This is a genomic window from Nocardia salmonicida (genome assembly GCF_036142455.1).
Classification (GTDB): domain Bacteria; phylum Actinomycetota; class Actinomycetes; order Mycobacteriales; family Mycobacteriaceae; genus Nocardia; species Nocardia salmonicida.
Genome location: NZ_CP108014.1, coordinates 7,009,999 through 7,031,793 on the forward strand (window position 1 = coordinate 7,009,999; position 21,795 = coordinate 7,031,793).

A 21,795-nucleotide genomic window follows, 5' to 3' on the forward strand; every position below is an offset into this window, starting at 1 on the left:
GTCAGGCGCTGGCCATCGCGCGCTGACCGCGCGGCTGGCCGATATAGGTCGACTCGCGGGGGATCGACACCAGCGTGAGGTTCACCCTGGTCGTTCCCGTGCGAAGAACCACGCGGTTGCCGATCGCGCCCGGCTGGAAGATCTCCAGGTCGGGGCGCGAAGCGGGCCAGCCGTTCGGATCGCCGGTGAGATAGATCGTGGTGACACCGGCGTGCGGGGCGGGCGCGAGCACACCGTCGACGACCGTCGCGGTGAAACCCGCGTCGGACTGGTGTGTTTCGACGGCGATGGTCAGCCGCTCCGGATTACCGACGGTGGTCACCAGCTGCTCCCAGGCCTGCGCCCGATCGGTGCGCACCAGCACCCGCTCGCCGACGGCCAACGCGCGGAACACCAACTGCTGGGCCAGATACAACTCGCCCGCCACATACACGGTGGAGATGCCGACGCCGACGATCCTGGTGGCGACGCCGTTGCCCTCGTCATCGGAACCGAGCAGCTGCCCGCAGCCCGACGACGGAAGATGCAGCGCGCCGATGATGTCGATCGGGTACTCGATGGTCGGGATCGTGTCGTCCACACCGGGAACCGCGATCGGCAGGTGGGCCAGCAGCGCGTCGCGATGACGGCCGCTCATCGACACCATGCCCTTGGACTTGGTCTTCTCCGGAAGTTCGCGCGCGGTCAATCGCCATGCGGCGCCGACGCTGACGGATTCGGCATTGCTACCGGGACGCAGCCGTACGGCGACGGTGGTGCCCCGCGACGGCGCGACCCACAGCTGCGCGAGCAGATCCGAACCCAACTGCTTGGGATCCACCGCACTGCCGATGTTCACCGCGTTGCCGATCTCGGCGTACTTCCACCGCTGACTCAGCGTGCGCGGGTCGAGACCCGCGGTGATCTGCTGCACGGCCTTGCGGATCTCCGGCGCGGTGAGGATGCGCGCGTTGCAATCGGCGTCTTCGAGCGTGCGCATGATCCGCTGGGTGGCGATGGTGACCGAGCGGGAAGCGCCATCGGTGCCGCCACCGCGACGAGCCGTCGCATCGGGGCAGGCCACCGCGTCGAAACTGATCGCGAGCCACACCGTGCGGTGCGCGGTCGCGGGCAGCGGGCCGAGCAGCGATTCGTAGATCGCGCCCGCGGGCGTACCGGACCGGCTGCGGTGGCCGTGGCTGATGATGTCGATCCCGCTGAGCAGGATGTCGTGCTGGTTGAGGCACGCGGCCAATTCGGGCAGCGGCAACAAGTGTGAGGCGTGCACGGCAGTGCGGGCGATCCTGGTGAGCCCGCCGCGCGGCGGCAGCACCTCGACGACGGTGACCACGCGACTGCCGTCCCAGTACAGCCCGAGCGAGCGGCCGTCGGTGTCACGGAAGTCGACGGTGTCGCCGAGTGTGTACTCGCGCTTGCCGGAATACCGCCGGATGGTCGAGATCCAGTCGAGGACGGTGCGTTTGCCGATCGGGATCAGCGGCACCAGTGCCACCACGATGGCGATGCCGAGTGCCGCCAGCGGATCGAGCCCGCAGATCAGCGCGACAACCCCCGCGGTCAGGCCGAGGACCTGCGCAATGAGTAGGTGCGGCAGCGAAATCCGACCGAACAGCGGGCGCGGTCCCGCCCCGGTGAACTCAGCCATTCGTTCCTCCCCCAGGTACCCGATTGTCGATCGACCGATGGCCGAATGCGAACAACTGCTGCCGGGAACTGTACTGTGTTGCCCGGACGAGAGCACTGTTCGGGGGAGGAACCATGCCTTCAAAACCCACAACGCGCTGGCAGGTCAGCGGATACCGCTTCCTGGTGCGGAGGATGGAGCACGCCCTGGTGCGCCGGGATGTGCGCATGCTGCACGATCCGATGCGCGCGCAGACCCGTGCCTACGTGGTCGGACTTGTGCTCGGCATCGTGGTTCTCGCAGGTTGTGGTGTGCTCGCACTGCTGCGCCCGCAGGACAAGATCGGTGACAGCAAGATCCTGATCGCCAAGGAATCCGGCGGCGTCTACGTGGTGGTCGACAATGTCGTGCATCCCGCGCTGAATCTGGCCTCGGCTCGGTTGGCGGCCGGTGAGGCGTCCAAAGCGGCGATCGTCAAGGAATCCGAGCTCGGCAAGAAGCCGCGCGGTCAGCTGATCGGCATTCCGGGCGCCCCGTCGTCGATCCTCTACGACAAGGGCGGCAAGGGCCGCACATGGACGGTGTGCGATCAGCTCAAGTCCGACGGCACAGCGGATCTGACCACGTCGGTGCTGGCCGGTGACCCGAGTCTGGGCGCGAAGGCGTCGAAGGTGGACGGGGGCAAGGCCATGCTCGTGAAGGGCAAGGACGCTACCTACCTGGTCTACGACGGCAAGCGTGCGCGCGTGAAGATGGACGATCCGGCTGTCACCCACGCTCTCGGCATCACCGGCGTGACTCCGCGTCCCATCAGCGAGGGCCTGCTCAACGCGATTCCCGAAGTGCTGCCGCTGATCACCCCGACGATCGCCAATCCGGGTGGCACACCGGCTTACAACGTGAGCGGCCACAAGATCGCTGACGTTGTCCAGGTCTTCAACGAGCCCAACCAGAACTATGTGGTGCTCCAGGACGGACTGCAGGAGATCTCGGCGCTGACCGCCCAGATCATCCGCAACTTCTATCCGACAATGATGAACGGCACGACCATTCAGTCGACCGACCGGACCTACGCGACCATCGTGCGGTCGTTGAAGGTGCAGGACTACCCGAGTGACCGGCCGACGCTGATCGCCGCCAAGGACCAGCCCGTCAGCTGCATGTCGTGGAAGCCGATCGCGGGCGCCACCGACAACACCGACGCGACCGCTCGCGCCGAACTGACCTTGCTCACCGGCATCGATCTGCCGATCCCGGACAAGGCGAAGATGGTCGATCTCGCGCAGGCCGACGGCGCGGGCCCCAACGCGGACACGGTCTTCATCCCGCCCGCCTCTGGCGCCTACGTGCAGTCCACCGGCATCGAACCGAACAGCCGCCGCAAGGACAGCCTGTTCTACATCGCCGACACCGGCGTCCGTTTCGGCATCAAGAACGCCGACGCGGTCAAGGCGCTCGGCCTCGAGCAGGTCACCGCCGAACCGGCGCCGTGGCCGATCGTCGGACTGCTCGCGGGTGGGCCGACCATGGGCCGGGAAGAGGCGATGGTCGCGCACGACGGTGTCGCGCCGGATCCCTCGCCCGCCAAAAAGCCTGTCGCCGCGGCGAATTAGTCGGGCGGGGTCGTCGGCCTTCCGGCATCGGAACGGAGTTCGGCGACCTCGATCCGTAAGGCTTTGACCTCGACGACCAGTTCGCTGAGCATGCTCTCCGCGCGGTCGGCGGCGTCGTCGACGGTCTTGAGTTGTTCGACGACCCAGCTGGTCATGGTGCCGATGGCGAAGGAGATCAGGCCGATCCCCAACGTCATCAGGACCAGCGAGACCAGTCGGCCCTCGGTGGTCACCGGGTAGACGTCGCCGTAGCCCACCGTCGTCACCGAGACCGCCGACCACCACAGGGCGTCGCCGAAGGTCTCGATCTTGGAGTCGGGTGCGCCGTATTCGGCATCGAAGAAGGCCAGGCTCGACAGCAACAGGATCAACACGGAACTGGTGGCCACGAAGGTCACCAGGCGCGTACGCGGGTGCGTCGCGCGGTTGAGGGCGTCGAGCAGCAGCAGCGAAGCCCGCAGCAGGCGCAGCGGACGAAACGGTGGCACGAGCACGACAAGCAGGTCGAGCGGATGCTTGCGCACGAAGCGCAGCCGGTCGCCCGACAACCACAGCCTGACCACGAAATCGATCAAGAACACCGCCCAGATCGCGATATCCGCCAGGACGAGGCTGGTGTCGAGCCGCGGTGACACCTCGGTGTCGAGCACCCGCCACGCGTACAGGATGACGAACACCACCGCGAGCGCCATCAACGGCAGATTGGTCGCGCGCTCCCACTGCTGTCGGCGGGTGAGCGGACGTTCGGTCGTTGACGGATTCATGCGGCTACCTGGGTCGACGGGCTCTGGCCCGCCGACCGTACCCTGCTCTCTGGTCGGGCAGGTCAGAGATCGTCGACCGACATCCCGAACTTACGGCGGATCGGGAACGACGCCAGCACACCGAGGACCAGGATGAGGCCGATGGCGCCGGAACCGATCAGGGCCACATTGCGCGCGGTGTTGTCCGCGGGCGGCGGCGGTGCGGGCACCGGCAGTTGCAGACTGCGCGCCGGGCTCGCCTGCTTCGGCGGAAGTTCTCTCGGCACCTCGTTGGTCAACGCCGCGACGGGATCGACTGCGCCGTAACCGATGTACGGATTCCAGCCCTCAGCCGGTGCGTGGGCCGTGGCCTGCAACCGCTCGATGACCTGTTTGGCGGTGAGATCGGGGAACCTGTCGCGCACCAGCGCGGCGACACCGGCGACATACGGCGAGGCGAAACTCGTTCCGCTGTAAGCCATGTACTTGCCCTGGTTGTCGTACTTGCCGTCGGAGATGCCCGAGGACCTGGCATCGAGAGACGTAATGCCTTCTCCCGGTGCGGCAATGCCGACCCACGGACCGGGCACGGTGAACGATGACGGTGCGCCGTTGGCGCCGATCGAGCCGACCGAGAGCACGTACTCGTCGTACCAAGCGGGATTGACGTAGGTGCGGATCGTGCTCCACAGATCCTGCGCGGGCTTGAGCGGGTCGGGCCCGGGATTGCCTGACTTGCAAGCGTTGTCGGAGTTACCCGCCGAGCTGACGATCACCACGTCCTTCTCCAGCGCCGCGTACCGCACGGCCGCGCCGAGCGCGCCGAAGGCCGCTTCGTTGGCCGGGGAACCGCTGTTGCAGGCCACGAGAGAAATATTGATCACGCGGGCGCCGAAGTCGGCTGCCCGCCGGATCGCGCTCGCGAGCGAGGAGACCTTGCCGTAGCCCTCGGGGAAGTCGTCGGGTCCCTTGTTCCGCCCGGCGCCCTCGGACTGGTAGAGCGAGCTGGTCTGGCGAATGCTGAGGATGCGGGCTTCGGGCGCGACACCGGAGAAGCCCTGGTTGTCGATCTTGGTCGCGCCGATGATTCCGGCGACGACAGTGCCGTGCACGTCGCAGTCCTCGGTGCCGTTGCCGCCGGCGGCCACGTAGTCGCCGCCTGCCCACAGATCGGGCAGGCGGGGGTGTGGCTCCACACCGGTGTCGATCACCGCGACGAGTTGTCCTGCGCCACGCGAGAATTCCCACGCCCGCTCCAGATCGAGAGAGCGCTGGCTGGGAGGGATCACCGCTAGCGAGGTGCTCGCCTGGGTGCGGAAGCACAGTCCGTTGGTGCCGCTGCCGCGCTCGGTCTTGTCCGGCGGCGCGGCGGGATCACCCGCGGGCAACATCCCGGGATCGATCGCGGGCGGTCGATCAGCGAAAGCCGTTCCGCTCACACCGAATCCGGCATTCAGCCCGACGACAAGTGCAACGGCCGTCAGTCGAAAGCCGAGCCTCACAGCCCGCGAACCAGCGAGTAGAGATCGGCGACCCAGAACACCAGCGGCAGCACCGCGGCGACGAACGCGTACTCGAGCAGCTCGACGGCCCGGCGCATCGGCGGTGTCGCGGACTGGTTCGGCACGATCAAGCCCATCACCAGCGCCGAGATCAGAATCACCAGCGCGGTGCCGAAAACGACCAGGGGCTGGCGCATTTCGAGCGCGACGCCGATCAGCATCATCAGCACGATCGCCGAGCCGCCCGCGATCAACACGATGGCCTGCTCGGCGCCCGCGTAGGTGCGGCTGCGGAACATCAGCACCACCGCGCACACCAGCGCCAGCGAGATACCGGGCCAGTAGGGATCTTCGGCGCCGGCGTCGATAGCCAGCAGCGCGCCGACGACGGTGACCAGGGTGGTCGCGCTGACCAGGCCGGCAAGGTAGTTACGAGCCCGCTCCGACCGCGCGCGCAGAGCGTCGAGAGTCGGCAGGGCGCGGTGGTCGTCCGGGTCGTCCTCGGTCGGGTCGATCGGGGTGCCGGGGGAGGGGACCGGCGGCAACGGCAGCTTGGCCAGCAGCATCGAAACACGCGGCGAGAGTGAGAGTCCCGCCAATCCGAGCGCGGCGACGACCGCGCCGATCGCCTTGACCGGCTGATCGGTGAGCAACCCCACCAGGGCGGCGGGCACGCCGAACACCGAGACGGTCGCCGTTCCGATGAACAGCGCCAGCCCGATGCCGGTGACCCGCCAGGCGAGCACCGCGATGGAGCCGAGCAGCGCGAATCCGAGCAGCAGATGCGCCGCGCCGTAATGATCGGGGACCAGCAGCATGCCGGCGGTGAACGCGGTCGGTAGCGCGCAGCCGCCGAGTACGAGCGCGGCCGAGGTGTCGCGGTACATGCGGCTCAGCACCGTGCCCGCCACCACGCAGAGGATCGCGACGAACAGCGCCAGCGACCCGGAAACCCAGAACGGCAACGCATCCGGCGCGGCCAGCAGACCGAAGCAGCCGACCAGCATGGTGAGCGCGGCGAGTACCGAACCGGTGATACGGGCCGTCTTCGGCGTCCAGCTGCGGTAGTGCTCGGCGTCGGCGACCGCGACGTTGTACATGATGTCGTCGAACAGGGGCGTCGGCGCCGCGTGCGAAGCGCTCTCCAGCATGAGCAATTCGCCGTCGCGCACGCCTTGTTCGCCGAGGCTCAGTGAATTGGAGAACGGTGGATGGCCGATGCGCGCGAGCACCCATTCGGCGGGTTCGTAGCGTTCGCCGTCGTTGTCGAAATCATTCGAGCGGCTGTGCTGCGCGACCATGTCGACCACGCTGGGAATGACGAGAGCGACCGGTACATCGACCGGAATAGCCATGTCTACCTGCGTGTGCTTGGCCAGGATGGTTACTCGGGCAAGGTCCGGCGCGCGCACGATGCCGCGCGCGGAGTCCTCTTCCACATGATCGAGTCGCGCGTGCGTCAAAACTCCCCCAGTTCCGTCTCTACCTCGTGTTTCCGCTCGACCGCTCTTAACGATCGACAGTTTGCGGAACCCACCGTTCGGACAGCAGAATGCCTGACGAACCATACGACATGTCGGCCGCGACCTCTACACTGAGCCCGTTCGCGACGACAGATGAGCGAGTAGTCAAGCAGGGGGAGTCTTCGACCATGAGCACCGTCAGGTTCCAGCGCCGTGCCCGGCGCGAGATGCCGCGTACGCCGGGTGGCGAGGTCACATTGCAGCCGCCGCCGGAGATCCCGCGGATCACCCCGGGCAGCCTGCTGACGAAGCTGATGCCCGTCGTGATGGTGGTCGGCATGGTCGGCATGATGGCGCTGATGTTCACCCAGGGCAGCGGCATGCTGTCCAACCCGATGTCGATGATGTTCCCGATGATGATGATCATGTCGATGGTCACCATGTTCGGACAGGGTGGCGGCAAGGGCGCGAAAGCCGCGGAGGCCAACGAGGATCGCAAGGACTACCTGCGCTATCTCGATCAGGTTCGTAAAGATGTCGACGAGACCGCCAAACAGCAACGCGCCGCCGTCGAGTGGAGCCACCCCGAACCCGGCTTGATCTGGATGCTCGCGGGCACCAGCCGGATGTGGGAGCGCCGCTCCGGCGACAAGGACTTCTGCCACGCGCGCATCGGCCTCGGCGGCCAGCGTCTGGCGACCAGGCTGGTGGCCCCGGAAACCGGCCCCGTCGAAGAACTCGAGCCCATCGCCGCGGTGTCGCTGCGCCGCTTCGTACGCGCGCATTCCACGGTTCCCGACCTGCCCACCGCCATCGCGGTGAAGGGCTTCGGCACCGTCGCCCTCGACGGCGACCGCGCCCAGGCGCGCGACATGACGCGCGCGATGTTGTTGCAGCTGTGCATGTTCCAGGCGCCCGACCAGGTGCTCGTCGCCGTGGTCTGTGGCCCGGACACCGCCCGGGAGTGGGAGTGGACCAAGTGGCTGCCGCACACCCAGCACCCCGAGGTGCAAGACGGCATCGGCACCCAGCGCATGTTCTACGGCTCCATCCGCGAGGCCATGAGCGGACTGCATCCGCTGCTCGGCAACCGGGTGCGCTACTCGCGTAACCAGCCGAACAACCCGAACATGGTGCACGTAGTCATCGTCGTCGATGGCGGTCTGCTCGAGGCCGAGGACGATCAGCTGCGCGAGTCCGGGTTCGAGGGTGTCACCATCATCGACCTGTGCAATTACGCACCGCGCCTTGCCGTTTCTCGTGGCATCAAGATGGTCGTCGAAGACGGCGAGTGCCTCGGTCGCGGCGCCACCGGCAACCAGGAACGCTTCGCCACCATCGACCGCGTCAGCGCCGAGCAGGCCCAGCAGCTCGCCCGCAGGCTCGCGCCCTACCGCGCGGCCACCCAGCGCAGCAGCGACGTCGAGACCGACGAGACCGAGACGATCTCCACCTGGTCGCAACTGATGAGCCTGGGCGATATCGGCAACTTCAACCCGGCCAGCGCGTGGCGTCCCCGCTACGGCCGCGAGCGTCTGCGCGTGCCGTTCGGCATCGGCGCCGACGGTGCCCCGGTGGAACTCGACATCAAGGAAGCCGCCGAGAACGGCATGGGCCCGCACGGCCTGTGCATCGGCGCGACCGGTTCGGGTAAGTCAGAATTCCTGCGCACCCTGGTGCTCAGCCTGCTCGCCACCCACTCGCCCGACCAGCTCAACCTGGTCCTCGTCGACTTCAAGGGTGGCGCGACGTTCCTGGGTCTCGACGGCGTTCCGCACGTCGCCGCGGTCATCACCAACCTCGAAGACGAAGCCGACCTCGTCGACCGTATGAAAGACGCGCTGGCCGGCGAGATGAACCGCCGCCAGGAAGTCCTGCGTCAGGCGGGCAACTTCGCCAACGTCTCCGAATACGAGAAGGCCCGCGCCGCCGGCGCCGACCTGGACCCGCTGCCCGCGCTGTTCGTCGTGCTCGACGAGTTCTCCGAACTGCTCACCCAGCACCCCGACTTCGCGGAACTGTTCGTGATGATCGGTCGACTGGGCCGCTCACTACAGGTCCACCTCCTGCTCGCCTCGCAGCGCCTGGAGGAAGGCAAGCTCAAGGGCCTGGAATCGCACCTGTCCTACCGCATCGGCCTGAAGACCTTCTCCGCCAACGAGTCCCGCCAGGTCCTCGGCGTCCCCGACGCCTACAACCTGCCGAGCACCCCCGGCGGCGGTTACCTGAAGTCCGACTCGGGCGAGATCCAGCGCTTCCAGGCCTCGTACGTCTCGGGCCCGTATGTGGGTGGCGGATCGGCGCGCGAGGTCACCAGCGCCGGCATCGTCGGCGGCGAAATCGATGTCAACGCAAGGCCTTTCGCCGCGACCCACGTCGGCTTCCGGAACTCCGACCGGGTCCCGCTGCCGGTGGAGGCGGAGTACGATCCGGAGCCGACCGGCGACGAGAACGAGCAGATGTCGAACCTGAACATGCTGGTCTCGCGTATCGCGGGCCACGGTCGTCCCGCCCACGAGATCTGGCTGCCGCCACTGGATGAGGCGCCGACCATGGACCAGCTCGTGCCGCGCTCGATCCTCACCGGCGAGTACTCCGCGATCGCTACGCTGCGCGCACCGATGGGCATCGTCGACCGTCCCTACGACCAGCGACGCGACCCGTTCGTCGTCGACCTGTCGGGTTCACGAGGCAACGTCGCGGTCGTGGGTGGTCCGCAGTCGGGCAAGTCGACCGCTCTGCGTTCGATGATCATGGCGATGGCGTTGACCCACACCGCCGAACAGGTGCAGTTCTACTGCCTCGACTTCGGTGGCGGCACGATGACCAGCCTGCTCGGCCTGCCGCACGTCGGTTCGGTGGCCAGCCGTCTCGACGAGGATCAGGTCCGGCGCACGGTCGCCGAGATGACCACGATCGTTCGCACGCGAGAGGCGAAGTTCCGTCAGCTCGGCATCGAGTCGATGGTCGAGTTCCGGCGACTGCGTTCGATGGACCCGGCGTCGAGTCCTGCTGCCGCGGGTGCGCACGAGGATCCGTTCGGCGATGTGTTCCTGGTGATCGACGGCTACGGCTCGATCCGCCAGGATTTCGAAGCGCTCGAGCAGACCATCATGAACCTTGCCGTGCAGGGTCTTTCGTACGGTGTGCACGTTGCCATCGCGCTCAACCGGTGGGCAGAGGCCCGCCCAGCGCTCAAGGACCAGATCGGCACCCGCATCGAGCTGCGCCTCGGCGACCCGATGGATTCCGACCTCGGCCGTAAGTTCGCCGCGCTGGTTCCGCAGGGCCGTCCCGGCCGTGGCATGACAGCCGAATGTCTGCACATGCTGACGGCGCTACCACGCCTCGACAGTTCTTCCGATCCGTCCGATCTCGGTCAAGCAGTCGCCGCTGCGGTCGAAACCATTAAGCGGGCGACCCCTGGGCGCGCCGCTCCACAGGTCAGAATGCTGCCTGATCAGTTCCCGCGCGAACAACTGCTGCATCTGGCAGGTAATTGGCCGTCGCGGGTCGATCCGTCGTCCAAGTGCATGCGCATTCCGATCGGAATTAACGAGGCCGAGCTTGCGCCTGTCTACATGGATTTCGCGGAGAGCCCGCACTTCATCATCATCGGTGACACCGAATCCGGTAAGACGACCTTGCTTCGCTCGATCATCGATGGCATTGCCGCGTCGAACACTCCGGATCAAGCGCGGTTCATCGTCGGCGACTACCGCCGCAACATGCTCGGTCTCATTCCCGAGGGATATCAGGCCGGCTACGGTTCGACGGCGCCTCTGTTCACCGACTATATGAATGGATTGGCGACCTACGTTGCAAAGCGGACTCCGGGCCCCGACGTAACCCCTCAGCAGTTGCGCGAGCGGTCCTGGTGGAGTGGTCCAGAGCTGTATGTCATCGTCGACGACTACGATCTGGTTGCGACTTCGCAGGGCAACCCCGTTTCAGCCATGGTCGAACACATTCCGCACGCTCGTGACCTCGGGTTCCATCTGATCATCGCTCGTCGTTCCGGTGGTGCCAGCCGCGCCATGTACGAAGCGACGCTGGCCAGGATGAAGGATCTCGGATCAGCCGCGCTGATTCTGAGCTGCAGTCGTGATGAAGGTGTTCTCGCGGGTACCACGCGACCAGGCCCGAAGCCGACAGGTCGCGGTACTTTCGTTACCCGCAACACCGAGGGACTTATCCAGACCGCGTGGATGCCGCAGCCGGAATGACCGTCGTCGAACTGGTTGTCAGCGAAGCAAAGGTGTGGGCGCGTGGCGCCACCACGCATTGGGATGTCGCGCCGTCGATCGTGGTGGGCAGCAACGGTTCCGATCTTGTTGTCGGTGAGCCCCTGACGCCGCCCACGCAGGCGGTGTCGGTGGTGCAATACATGGCCGGCGGTGTGATCGCGTTGCCACCTCGGATGCCGTCGGTGGGGCAGGCTCTGTCCGCGGTGCTCTCCGCGATCATGGATGCCCTTCGTGTCACGGTCCTCTGTGAGCGCATCGTCATCGTGCACCCGACGTCGTGGGGGCAGCCCGAGCTCGATCTATTCGGCATTGCGGCAAAGCAATTCACGCATGAATTTGTCTTCGAGTCCTGTGCTCTGCGGGCGTCGGCCGTCGATATTGCCGCCAGCCGCAGTCGGCGCACCGCGATCATCGAGTTCGGCATGTTGTCGACCTCGGCCTCGTCGGTCGTATACGACGCGAATGGCGCCCATGTCGAGGCGGTCGAGGTCGAACCCAATCTCGCAGTCTCCGAACTCGACAGCAGTGAAGGGATCGGCAACCTCGAGGAACTACTGGACCGCCTCCTCGTCGACCGAGTACCAGACGTCGTACAGCTGTTCGGAACTATCGATCCTGCGGTAGTGGCCTCGGTCACCACGGTCGTCGAAAACGTTTGTGGTGCAGAGGTATCCGTAAGTTCGCTGACTGGAACAGACCTGGCTCGTCCTGCTCAGCGGACTCCCGCCTACACACCGACCATCCCCCCCGCGGCCGAGTGGATGCAACCCTTACGCGAACGAGCCGCAGCCGCCAACCCGGTCGATCGCCGCCCGCTCTACATCGGCGCCGCAGCTCTAATCGCTGTTGTCGCCGCGGCAGCGATCGGCGGCTTCTTCCTGATCGGTGGCTCCGGCGAGCAGCAGGCCACGGCCGCCATCGCGACCACCACCGTGCCGACAACAACCTCGGTCCCGACCCGGTCCTCGTCTCAGCCGAAACCGATGCCCGCCACCGAAATAGTCGGCCGGGTCGTCGTGACGGTGCCCGCAGGCTGGCACCGCGCTACCGACTCGGTCGCCCGCGCCGCCCTCGTACCCGATACCGCTGCCCGTCACCGCATCACCGTCACTCAGAAACCGGTCATGCCAGGTGCCGGTTACGAGGAGGTCGCCGTGGACCTCGCTGCCCAAATCGCCAAGAGGCCCGCAGGCGCCGTCACCGACGTTCGCCGCGATGTAGTCTTCGCCGGCCGTCCAGGCCTCGCGTACGAAGAAAAACCCGCCGATGGATCAACGGTCCGCTGGCATGTCCTGGTTGAACGTGGAGTGCAGGTCAGCGTGGGCTGTCAGTACGCCGAGGGGGGCTGGGACAGTGTGATGCCAGCCTGCGAGCAGGTCGTCGGCAGTGTCGAGGTCGGTTTGTGAGGCCGCTGTGGCCTGCTCTTGCCAATTGCGCGCATGTCCTACAACGGGTACCGTCTGCAGGGCGTGGCGTTGCATCAAAATTGGGGGAGATTGATGGATGGGGGCAACCATATGAGCAACCTTTCAGCGTGGTCCCGCCGACGCTTCCCGGCCCAGCTGCGGTCGGCTGAATCAAAAAACTTCCGACATGAGTGGAACCGATCGCCCACGTCTTGCGTCTAACCAAGTGAGAGCAGCGGTCCCTCGACACGGGATCCGCTGACAACCCGAAAGGAACCCGATGACTCTTAATGCGAATGTTGCCGACCTCCAGACTTTCTCTAAGGATGCGGAAGCTTCCTACACGGAGATCGAAGGTCTGGTGAAGAAGATCTGGGCCGGCAAGATGGCAGCCACCGAGACGTGGAAGGGTAATGCGCAGATCGCGTTCGACCAGCTGATGGACTCCTATGCCTCGCGCGCGGAGAAGCTGAACGACAAGCTCCTCGAGACCTCGCAGAAGCTGATGCAGGCAACGGATAGCTACACCGAGCAGGACGCGATGTTCAAGGGCCAGGTTGAGAGCAAGATGGCTGAACTCGATCTGCCCGCCATCTGATTCGACCAACCAAACTTTCAGCAACTCTCAGTAAAGGAGACTTACTCTTATGTCGGATGTTATTGCGTCTAATCGGGACTCGGTTGATCTTGGCGCGCAGGACATGATCGCTACGGCCAACCAGTTGGGCGACAAACTGATCGAATTCCATAAGAAGGTCGAAGCAATTGCCGAGAAGTGGGGCGGTAGCGCACACGAGGCCTTCACTCAGATGCAGGGCGAATGGCATTCGCAGTCCGGTCAGCTGAATACAACCCTGCAGGAAGCTGCAAAGTTGGTTCAGACGGGCAACTCCGAACTCCACGACACCGACAAGTGGCTGTCCGGCAAGTTCGTCTGAGACGGTAATTACGGGAATTCGGCCTCAGGGTACACCCCTGAGGCCGAATTTCGTTGTGAGCGAAGCTCTCTATTTGATTTGCTTGGTCAGAATCGGAACCAATCGATCGACAAGCTGTTGCTCTGATTTGTCGGACCAACTCCTGATAGCGGTGACTGTCGCCGGGTCGTCCACTACGATTACTGTGGCTGCGGACGAGGTAATTGCCGCAGGTAATCCGAGCATACCGCCGCCACCTGCTTTCGCATCACTGCGTACAGCGATGATGTACTCGTCGTTCTTGAACCTCGAAAAGAGACTGTAGCGCTCGTCGCTTTTGACGCTTCGCGGCGACGGCTCATCAGAGGCTTTGCTGAACGAAGGGCTGTACACCATGCCCAAGTCGCCGAAGAAACTTGTCTGCGGGGTTGGTGAGAGGTACGTCGCCATGCTCAGCTCGAGCCCACTGCTGTCGGTGACGTCGACCATTACAATGATCTTGCCAGCAAAACCAGGGTTGGCAGCTCGTGCCCGGTCAATCGCCCGCGAGTTGCCAGCGGTAGGCGTCGCCGAATTGAGGGCAGTCGGATCCTTGTCGTCTCCGCGGCTCTGTACGGCAAAGAGGCCGATAGCCACAGCTACCGCAACTGCGGCGACCGCCGCGCCGGCGACAAGCAGCTTGGACCGGCGCTTTGGTGTCGGACGGAGCGCGGTATCGAACGGCTCGGCAGGGAAGTGGGGCGCCGCAACGTGCGAACCAGTGGTGGGCGCGGTGTGATACCCGGTCGCCGGACTCTGTTGGAATGTTTGGATCGGATAGGTCGGGCTCGTATTCGTCGACATCGGCGAGTGCCCAGGAATCAGCGCATTGGCCGCAGCGTCAGTAAACTCACGGCAAGACCTGAAACGATCTGCCGGATTCTTAGCCATCGCCCTGGCAAACACGGCATCAATTGCGAGTGGGAGACCGATATTTACCGCCGTCGCGCTCGGCGGCGGCTCGTGCAGATGCCCCATCATCACCATGGCCGGCTGCGTGGCAGGGTAAGGATTCCGGCCGGTCAGGAGTTTGAAGAACGAACAAGCCAAGCTATAGACGTCGGCACGATGATCCAGTCGTGCCCCCGAGAGTTGCTCCGGCGGTGCGTAAGCGATAGTCGCCAGGAAACTTCCGGTCTGCGTGAGCTCAGTCGCGTCATCATTGGATTTGGCGACACCAAAGTCGGTAAGAAATATCCGCTCTTCCTCGCCGTCAAGGCTGGATAGTAGGAAGTTCGCCGGTTTGACGTCGCGATGGAGCAAGCCTTTGCGATGGGCGTAGTCCAGCCCCTTGCCTACCTCGGAGACGATTCGTAGTGCCCGAAGGGGATTCATCGAATGAGGGTCACGCGCCATCTCTGCAGAGGCATCGGTGCCCTCGACATACTGCATGGCGATCCATAGTTGACCATCTTCTTCGCCGCGGTTGAACACCGAAACGATGTTGGGATGGTCAAGGCCTGCGGCGAGATTCGCCTCGCGTTCGAACCTGGCACGGAACTCTGCGTCACGTGACAGTTCGGGGCTAAGGATTTTGAGCGCATCCATGCGTGGCAAGCTGGGATGCTTAGCAAGATAGACGGAGCCCATGCCGCCAGCTCCGAGTATCCGTTCGATTCGGTAACCGCCGACGATGGTGCCAGGAGTCATCGCCACCGTGATCGTCTCCTGTCCTGCGTCAGTAGTGCGTCGTCGTTCATGTCGCTGGTCAGCACTGAGCTCCTACTGACTGTTCGCGAGGAGAGCATACTGGGCCGCGGCTCGTTGGTGCGCGTCGGTGAGCTGATCGCTCTCGACAGTAGCTACATACTGTCGATAGGTGACTGCACACCGGAAGCGCTTCGTCTTGTAGTCGTCTTTCGGATTCTCACCGCATCGCGCCTCTGGTAGCACCGGCGGGGCAGTGGCGACGCTGGGGTAGTTCCGTTCCAGGATTCGTGATACCAACACGCTGGCCCCTGCAGCATCACGGGCGCGAAACAACATGTTCACACTCGACATGGAGGATGATTTGGAGTACCGATCGACTCCGGCTTCGGACATCACGGTTCTCCAGTGGTCCTGTGGACCGACGTTGTGCAGGAAACCTCGGATCGTAAAGGCCGCTTGATCACCGATATTCGGTGAGCCGAATCCATCCGGATTGAGAGTGCGGCGCAGCATCTGGTCAGGGTCGTCCGGGAGGAACAGCATCTCAGCGGGGGTGAGCGGGGGAATCTGATCCAAAAGTGGCAGTTGTGCAGCATAAGCCTTCTGCGCTAGGTCGGTGAGGTCGTCCAGCTTGGCCTCGGAAGTGCCCATGTAAAGACTGACGACATAGCGGCCGTAGGCGAGTGTTGATCCGATAGTGGGTACTCCCGGCCGCCAATGTGAATGTGCTGTCGGGTATTTAGACAGATTTACTCGCTGATTGGCATCGGCGGCTACGGCGAAATCGGTCTCGTCGATTTCAGCGGCGGCACGCTTTGCATGCTCTTCATCTGGAAACTGCATCACGACGACCGTGGTGAATTTCGATCCGGGAGGCGCCTTACCTGTTTCATCGGCCGCTTGGTCGCTGGCTCCAGCGCCGACTCCGAACATCATCTTGTTCCGCTCGAGCACCGGTTTGTTGGCGTTCGCCAGAATTTTGGTGGCTTTTTCGGCGTCGAGGAAGGGCAATGAGCCCGTTCCATGTTTGATGCTGGGATCAATATCAGGCCCGATGACTACATGATCAGTGAGTCGCATCAGCGCGAGATTGGAGGCACCGGCTAGATCATTGTGGTAGTCGTAACGCATATCCAGTGGGGTGGTGGCCTTAGCGTACGACCCGGTGTCCAGGGTGCGAACATCAATTTCGCCGGGTAGCGCGGCAGCGATTGTGGATGAGCCACATCCTGTGGCGGCGAGTGCGGCGACCAACGTAGCCGCGATGCATCCGAACACGCGGATTCTTGACGAAGGCATCGACGATCCTTGGTTTTTGTTATGCATCACTTGCTCTTCGCGAGGATTGTGTACTGTGCCGAGATCCGCTGATGCACATCGGTCAGCTGGGTGGCGGCGACCTGGGTGGCGTATCGGCCGTACGAAACGCTGCAGTAGTACTTTGTGGCGAACTTTTCTGGTCCGACATATTCCAGGCACTGTGCCATCGGCAGATTACTGGGCGTGGGAGCCGTGCGGAGGAACTTGGACGGCTCCCCGTAGAAATCCGAAATTTTTGCGGCAGCAGCGTCATCTTTTGCCCGGAAGACAAAGTTTCCCGACCAGGAAACTCTGTCTACGCCGGTTTCCTCGAACAGTATGGCCATGTTGTCGGTGTCGCCCAGGAGTTGGAGTCCACCGTGGCGATCGTATACGCCAGGGATTCCGCGCTGATTCTCGTCCGCGGTGACGGTTGACATCGCGCGACCGAGCATGCCATCCATATCTACGTCTAGATCCATCACCTTTTCAGGAGCGGTCGGGGTATACTGCTGGAGTGCTGGTGCAATCTTATTGATGCTGTTCTGCACCCTCGATATGAGCTTGGCCTCATCCGAAGTTTTCAATGTGCCCATCACGCTGTCATAAACGTATGTGAAGATCACAAATCTTCCGACGGATTTCCATGACCTGATCTGGCCGGGCGATTTTGGGCTGACCTGTGCACGCACGTTGGTGAGGCTTCCGAAATTGTCCCCAACTGCGGCAGGCCTTGTATCTGGATCGGTCGCGGCCTCTTCGGTGGCAAGTATGTCAACGGCAGCGCGTGCATCCTCGTCGGTATCGAACAGCATAACGACATTGTCGAGCTCGTAAGCCAGGCTCGGTTCCTGATTTGATCGTGCAGTGGTCACGAATCCTGACATGAATCCTTTAGCAAATTCATTCAGTTTTTTCGGGTCTGCGTTCATGCGTGATGTGATGGCGGATGATTCGAAATCTGCAAATACGCGTATCGCGCCACTCATGGCGGGGGGCGCAAAGGTGGCCTCGGGTTCGATTTCCATCGGCAGGGGAATGTGATTGCCGAGCCGGGTCGCTTCGACGGCGTGTGCCATGTCGAGGTTCTTCGGTTTGCCGAAGACCTTCGGCTCGGTTTGAAGATTCCCAACATCGAGTTTGCTCAGGTCGACCGACTGTGAGCCCGGCGACCCACCCGCGTCGGGCTCGGACCCGCACCCGGTGGTCACCGCGATCGCCGCCGCGAGACCGACCGCGAACAGCGTCGAACTCGTTCTCCTCATGTGATTCCCCTCCGTCGTGAGGCGACCCGCGTCCTGCCCAGCGGGCGCCGCGTATTGGTACTCGCCTTGTTCCGGCGGCCCAATCGCTGGGGAGAAGATAGCATTCGTACCGACCCCTGTGCTCGGTGCTCACCGTCCTGGAAACCTGAGCTGCGGTGGCCGTGGAGTCGCTCACCTGCCTCGTCTGCGCACATCGGTGCTCAGGCGTAAATCTGCCTGCGGCGCAGATCAATCGGCGCGGGGCCGAGGTGCGAGCGCGGCTGTCAGCTGTTGGCAAACAGTGCATATTGCGCGGCCGCACGTTGATGGGCGTCCAAAAGCTGGTTGCCGCTTACTATTCCGACGTATTCGTTGTAGGCGAGGATGCAGCTGAAGCGTTTCGACGCGCCTGGACGTTTGTTGTCTACGCAGGCTGAATCGGGGAGATTGGGTGGGTTTGCGGCTTCGCCTTCTACCTGCCAGGGGAACATCTTCTCGGTGACCGCGCGGCGGGCGGTTTGGGCGTCGGGGGTGCGGATGGCGATCGAGCCCCAGGACAGGGCCACCTGCTGGGCGCTCATCTTGGTGAGCTGCTCGTCGATGTAGTGGCGATCGGTGGGGAGTTGGTCGCCGGAGTAGTGCAGGATGCCGTGTTTGCCGGTGACCACGTAGTAGCCGGAGCCCTCGGGTCCGGTTAGTTGGTCCGGGTTGAGGGTCCGCATCAGGAGGTGGTCGGGGTCCCAGGGCAGGTCCATGACCTGTTCGTCGGTCAGCGGGGTGGTTTCGGCGAGTGCCTCGATCTGCTCGGTATAGGCGGTCGAGGCGAGGGTGGTGAGTGCTTGCTGGTCGGGGGTGGCCACCGACAGCAGGAAGGCGATCACATAGGGACCGTGGGGGAGGACTGTGCGTAGGAAGGGGGAGTCCGGGCGCCAATGCGACAGGGCCGCAGGCTGTCCGGCGATCGCGACCGGCTGATTGCGACCTTCCTGCATACCGAAGTCGGTGTCGTAGAACTCTTTCGCCGCGGCGGCCGCGCGCTCGGCATCGGGGAACTGGAGCACCATGGTGGTGGCGGTGAGCCTGTTGTCGGCCTTCTTCGTCGGCCAGCCGCCATAGGTTTCGACGCGTGAATCCTTCGAGGCGCCACTGGATTCGAAGCCGTACAGCATCTTGTACTTCTTCGCGATGGCCGACATCGCGGGCTCGTCGCCGAGGGCGGAGGGCATCACGCCGGCGGAGACGGTGGTCGCGCGTTTGCCGTAGGTCATCTGGGCGTCGATGTCGCGGGAGTTGATCACGTAGTCGGCGATCCGCATCGCCGCTACCTCGTACATCTCGTAGAACGGCGGGATGGGGTCGTCGTCGTGGGCGTTGATCGGCTCGGTGGGGTACGAACCGACGTCGAGGGTCCGGACATCGATCTCGCCGGGCAGCGCCTGACCGGACAGGGTGGATCCGCAGGCTGTCAGCACGAGGGCCAGGGTGGCCGCTAGTGCGGCGTAGTGGATTCTCATTTCGCGTTCACCAACAGGGCGTACTGGGCAGAGATCCGCTGCTGGGCGTCGAGGAGTTGGTTCGACCAGACGTAGGCGGCGTAGCGGTCGTAGGACACCGCGCAATAGAAGCGGATCGCTATCCGTTGCTGCCTGCCGATGTATTCCTTGCACTTGGCGCTCGGCAGGTTCTTCGGGGCGGCGGAGGCGGTGAATTTGCGGGTGAGGCCGCCGAGTTCGTCGCGGACACCCTGGGCGCCCGCGATATCGCGGGCCCGGTAGACCTCGGCGCCGTCGTTGGCGTAGAGGTCGATGCCGAAGTCGTCGATCATCTTCGTGGTGCTCACCGGGTCGGAGAGGAAGTGGCGGGCGGTGCGGCCCGCGTAGACGCCGGGTGGGTTGATCCAGGAATCCTCGCGGACGCGGGGTGCGGTACGACCGAGCATGCCCTCGCGGTCGCGCTGCAGGGTCATCAGTTCGGTGCTGGGGGTGGGGGTGAACTTCGCGACCGAGGGGACGATCGTGTCGAGGCTCTTGCGGGTCAGATCGAGCAGGACCTGCTTGTCGACCTTCTCCAGGTAGATCTTCAGGTAGTCGTAGAACCAGGTGTAGATCACCAGATGGCCGGTGGCGAACCAGGATCCGATCGACTGCTGGTCGGGCTGCCAGTGTGCGGTCGCCGCGGGGTAACCGGGGATCTCGATGCGCTGGTTGTTCGGGGCGTAGCCGAAATCGAGCTTCTCCAGCTCGGTGGCGGCGGTGGCGGCCCGCTGCGCGTCAGGGAAGATCATGACCGCGTTCACCATGTCGAGGCCCATATTCTGGGGCTCGGTCTCTGCCGAGCTCACGAATCCGCCGATGAAATCAGGCGCGACCTCGGCGAACCGGTCGACTGCCATGATCTTGCCGAGCGCGGCTTCGGCGTCGAGGAAGACCGACGCGATCGTGGGGTTGGTGTGGATGAATCGGGGATCGATGTCGGCCGGTGCCGGCACGAAGTCGCCGAGGCGTTCGGCCTCGATGAATCGGCCCTGGTCCAGGTTCGAGACCACTCCGACTTGGCGGGGTTGGGTCGGGTAGTTGCCGACATCGAGAGTGGCGAGGTCGACGGGGGCGTCGGTGACGGCGACTTCATCGGGACCACCGCAGGCCGCGACGACAGTGGTCAGCAGTGTGGTCGCCAGGACACAGACGACTTTCGCAACTCGCAACTCATTCCTCCCCGAAACGATTGTCGGCGGAATCCTACGTCACCGACTTCGAGGAATGGGGCCGAGCCAACTCACAAGCTATTGGCCAGCAGGGCGTACTGGGCGGTGATCTTCTGGCGGACTTCGGGTTCACCGTCGGCGCTGACCATGGCCAGATAGCGCTTGTATGCGACGTAGCAGCGGTAGACGTAGTCGTCTTCTTTGTTGCCGTTGTCGTTGAGCTTCAGGCAGGTCGCGGTGGGGACGTCGGCGGGGGCGGTGATCGGGTCGTAGTGGCCCGCTGAATCGATGAGTCCCTGCATGAGGGATTGGCCTGCGGACTGGTCGCGTACCAGGGTGACGGCGCCGCCCTCGACGACCGCGTGGGCTTCGACCCCGGTCGCGGTGATGAGGTTCTGGCGGGCGGTGAGATCGGCGGCCTTGTTGATGAGGTGTTCGGGGGCGTAGGAGGCGAAGGAGTGCTGGCCGGGGTGCATGGCGGAACGGTCGTCGACCACGGCGCGGGCCAGTAGCCCCGAGGGGTCGACAGGCAGGTCGGCGATCTTCTCGGCGGGGGTGGGGTCGAACTCGGCGAGCTGGGCGAGTTCGGCGGCGAGGTTCTTGTCGATCCAGGCCGTGAGGTCGGTCGCGTCCGCGCGGGGGCGTTGGATGAACAGCGAGATCACGAATTCCTTGTGGGCGAGGAACGCGCCGATGGTGGGAACGCCGGGGCGCCAATGGAGGTAGGCGTCGGGGTATTTGGTGGAGGTGAGTTTGCGGTTGTCGGGGGAGACCGCCAGGTCGACCTCCTCGAGTTCGCGCGCGGCGAGGGTGGCGGCGGTCGCGGTGGGGAAACGCAACAGCGCCGTGGTCAGGGCGGTCGCGTCGGGGCCGGGGCGGGTCTTGCCGTCGGGATCTGCCCTGTCGGCGCCGAGCGCGACATAGCCGGTCACGAATTTGCGGTTCTCCAGCACAGGTTTGGAGACATTCGCGATGAAATCCAGCGCGCCTTCGATATCGGGGATGACCACGCTGCCGCGTCCGTGCGACAGCGAGGGATCGATGCGCAGCGCGGGCACCACGGCCGCCGACATCCGCGCACCCTCGACGATCGCGCCTCGGTTGCCCGCGGTGTCGGTGTAGGTGTGCCGGTCGGTGGCGAAGGTCCCGGTCTCCAGGCCACGCACATCGGGCTCACCGGCGACCGGCGTGCCGCTGACCGCGCAGCCGGTGAGGGTGATCAGGGCGCCACACATGGCGAGCGCGATGCGAAATTTGGTCGAACCGATCATCACAAGCCCCTCGATGTCCGCTGCGAGGTGCATACCTCCGCCATCGCTACTCGGTATGAAGTTACCGGACCGA

At 64.3% G+C, this 21,795-nt stretch carries 15 protein-coding genes; 5 read left to right on the forward strand and 10 right to left on the reverse strand.

Translation table 11 applies throughout. From position 1 onward, the window contains the following. Position 1: 1 nt before the first annotated feature. On the reverse strand, positions 2–1,645 hold the full coding sequence (eccE, locus tag OHS03_RS32685; protein WP_062984174.1) for a type VII secretion protein EccE: 1,644 nt from the start codon (positions 1,643–1,645) through the stop codon (positions 2–4). A gap of 113 nt (positions 1,646–1,758) precedes the next feature. Between eccE and eccB the strand changes: the two genes are divergently transcribed. Further along, positions 1,759–3,237: a type VII secretion protein EccB gene (gene eccB, locus OHS03_RS32690; protein ID WP_328659313.1), complete on the forward strand. Its 1,479-nt coding sequence runs from the start codon at positions 1,759–1,761 to the stop codon at positions 3,235–3,237. On the opposite strand, the gene OHS03_RS32695 is transcribed toward eccB, so the two are convergent. The 3 genes from OHS03_RS32695 to eccD all read right to left on the reverse strand — a co-directional run bounded on the left by OHS03_RS32695 (position 3,234) and on the right by eccD (position 6,945). Further along, on the reverse strand, positions 3,234–4,001 hold the full coding sequence (locus tag OHS03_RS32695) for a potassium channel family protein (RefSeq protein WP_328659316.1): 768 nt from the start codon (positions 3,999–4,001) through the stop codon (positions 3,234–3,236). The genes eccB and OHS03_RS32695 overlap by 4 nt on opposite strands. Before the next feature lie 62 nt (positions 4,002–4,063). Beyond that, a complete protein-coding gene (gene mycP, locus OHS03_RS32700; RefSeq protein ID WP_235569675.1) occupies positions 4,064–5,419 on the reverse strand; it encodes a type VII secretion-associated serine protease mycosin in 1,356 nt (451 codons plus the stop codon). A 59-nt stretch (positions 5,420–5,478) separates the two neighbouring features. Continuing rightward, positions 5,479–6,945 carry a type VII secretion integral membrane protein EccD gene (gene eccD / locus OHS03_RS32705; RefSeq protein WP_328659318.1) on the reverse strand — a complete coding sequence of 489 codons (1,467 nt, stop codon included), beginning with the start codon at positions 6,943–6,945 and terminating at the stop codon, positions 5,479–5,481. Positions 6,946–7,133: 188 nt separating this feature from the next. Between eccD and eccCa the strand changes: the two genes are divergently transcribed. The 4 genes from eccCa to OHS03_RS32725 all read left to right on the forward strand — a co-directional run bounded on the left by eccCa (position 7,134) and on the right by OHS03_RS32725 (position 13,536). Then, entirely contained in the window at positions 7,134–11,171 is a 4,038-nt protein-coding gene (gene eccCa / locus OHS03_RS32710; RefSeq protein ID WP_328659319.1) for a type VII secretion protein EccCa, read from the forward strand. Beyond that, positions 11,168–12,598: a type VII secretion-associated protein gene (locus OHS03_RS32715; protein ID WP_328659323.1), complete on the forward strand. Its 1,431-nt coding sequence runs from the start codon at positions 11,168–11,170 to the stop codon at positions 12,596–12,598. Before eccCa ends, OHS03_RS32715 begins: the two co-directional genes overlap by 4 nt. A gap of 280 nt (positions 12,599–12,878) precedes the next feature. Continuing rightward, positions 12,879–13,196, forward strand: coding sequence for a WXG100 family type VII secretion target (locus OHS03_RS32720; protein WP_062984183.1), 318 nt, complete (start codon positions 12,879–12,881; stop codon positions 13,194–13,196). Positions 13,197–13,245: 49 nt separating this feature from the next. Further along, positions 13,246–13,536 carry a WXG100 family type VII secretion target gene (locus OHS03_RS32725; protein WP_328659325.1) on the forward strand — a complete coding sequence of 97 codons (291 nt, stop codon included), beginning with the start codon at positions 13,246–13,248 and terminating at the stop codon, positions 13,534–13,536. Positions 13,537–13,605: 69 nt separating this feature from the next. On the opposite strand, the gene OHS03_RS32730 is transcribed toward OHS03_RS32725, so the two are convergent. The 6 genes from OHS03_RS32730 to OHS03_RS32755 form a co-directional block, all read right to left on the reverse strand. Next, positions 13,606–15,204 carry a serine/threonine-protein kinase gene (locus OHS03_RS32730; RefSeq protein ID WP_328664517.1) on the reverse strand — a complete coding sequence of 533 codons (1,599 nt, stop codon included), beginning with the start codon at positions 15,202–15,204 and terminating at the stop codon, positions 13,606–13,608. Positions 15,205–15,276: 72 nt separating this feature from the next. Further along, positions 15,277–16,530 carry a DUF7373 family lipoprotein gene (locus OHS03_RS32735; RefSeq protein ID WP_328659327.1) on the reverse strand — a complete coding sequence of 418 codons (1,254 nt, stop codon included), beginning with the start codon at positions 16,528–16,530 and terminating at the stop codon, positions 15,277–15,279. Next, positions 16,530–17,768: a DUF7373 family lipoprotein gene (locus tag OHS03_RS32740; RefSeq protein WP_328659328.1), complete on the reverse strand. Its 1,239-nt coding sequence runs from the start codon at positions 17,766–17,768 to the stop codon at positions 16,530–16,532. The genes OHS03_RS32735 and OHS03_RS32740 overlap by 1 nt, the downstream gene beginning before the upstream one ends. A gap of 263 nt (positions 17,769–18,031) precedes the next feature. Further along, the gene (locus OHS03_RS32745) at positions 18,032–19,261 is read right to left on the reverse strand and encodes a DUF7373 family lipoprotein (RefSeq protein WP_328659330.1); all 1,230 of its coding nucleotides are present in this window, start codon (positions 19,259–19,261) and stop codon (positions 18,032–18,034) included. Continuing rightward, positions 19,258–20,451: a DUF7373 family lipoprotein gene (locus tag OHS03_RS32750; protein ID WP_328659333.1), complete on the reverse strand. Its 1,194-nt coding sequence runs from the start codon at positions 20,449–20,451 to the stop codon at positions 19,258–19,260. Before OHS03_RS32750 ends, OHS03_RS32745 begins: the two co-directional genes overlap by 4 nt. Before the next feature lie 71 nt (positions 20,452–20,522). Continuing rightward, positions 20,523–21,722: a DUF7373 family lipoprotein gene (locus OHS03_RS32755; protein ID WP_328659335.1), complete on the reverse strand. Its 1,200-nt coding sequence runs from the start codon at positions 21,720–21,722 to the stop codon at positions 20,523–20,525. Positions 21,723–21,795 lie beyond the last annotated feature (73 nt).